Below are 763 nucleotides of genomic sequence, written 5' to 3' on the forward strand. Positions count from 1 at the left end.
GTGACTGGAGGATAGGCGGCAGGCCGGAGTCGGTGCCGCAGCCGGGGGCGGTGCCGGCGCGGGCGGCGGCACCCGTCTGGAGGCGGCGGCGGGACATGCGGGTGGTCTTGTGTTCGTTCTCGTTGTCATGCTCCCTTGGACGTCGTTCTCGGGGTTTCGTGGGTGGGGTTTTGGGGGGCCGCGGCCTGTCAGGCGTCGAGGCGGTGGGCCTCGCCCGCCGGCCAGCCCACCCGCACCGTGTCCCCGAGGGTCAGCGGGCTCTCGGCGTAGGCGTGGTCGCTCAGGATCGCCGTGAGCGGCGCGCCGGGATCGGCGGCGAGGTCGGGCGCCTCGAGGCTCAGGTGCACGGTGCTGCCCTGGTACTCGACCGCGACCACCCGGGCGCTCGGCGCCTCGGGGCCGGCCGCCGGGCCGAGGCGCATCCGGTCGGCCCGCACGGCGATGCGCCGGTCGGGCAGGGCGATGACGTTGTGGCCGCCGATGAAGCGGGCGACGAAGGCGGTGGCCGGCCGCTCGAACACCGTGCGGGGATCGGCCGCCTGCTCGATGCGCCCGCCATTCATCACCACCACGAGGTCGGAGAGCGCCATCGCCTCCTCCTGGCTGTGGGTGACGTGCACGAAGGTGATGCCGAGTTCGCCCTGCAGCCGCTTCAGCTCGGTGCGCATCCGCACCCGCAGGAACGGATCGAGGGCGGAGAGCGGCTCGTCGAGGAGCAGCACCTTCGGCCCTGTGACGAGGGCGCGGGCGAGCGCCACCCGCG

At 74.2% G+C, this 763-nt stretch carries 1 protein-coding gene; it reads right to left on the reverse strand.

Going from position 1 to position 763, the window contains the following annotated elements; translation table 11 throughout:
• Window positions 1–188 precede the first annotated feature (188 nt).
• A partial coding sequence (locus VQ02_RS28350; protein ID WP_048447596.1) for an ABC transporter ATP-binding protein occupies window positions 189–763 on the reverse strand: 575 nt, incomplete at its 5' end.

The organism is Methylobacterium variabile, assembly GCF_001043975.1.
Classification (GTDB): domain Bacteria; phylum Pseudomonadota; class Alphaproteobacteria; order Rhizobiales; family Beijerinckiaceae; genus Methylobacterium; species Methylobacterium variabile.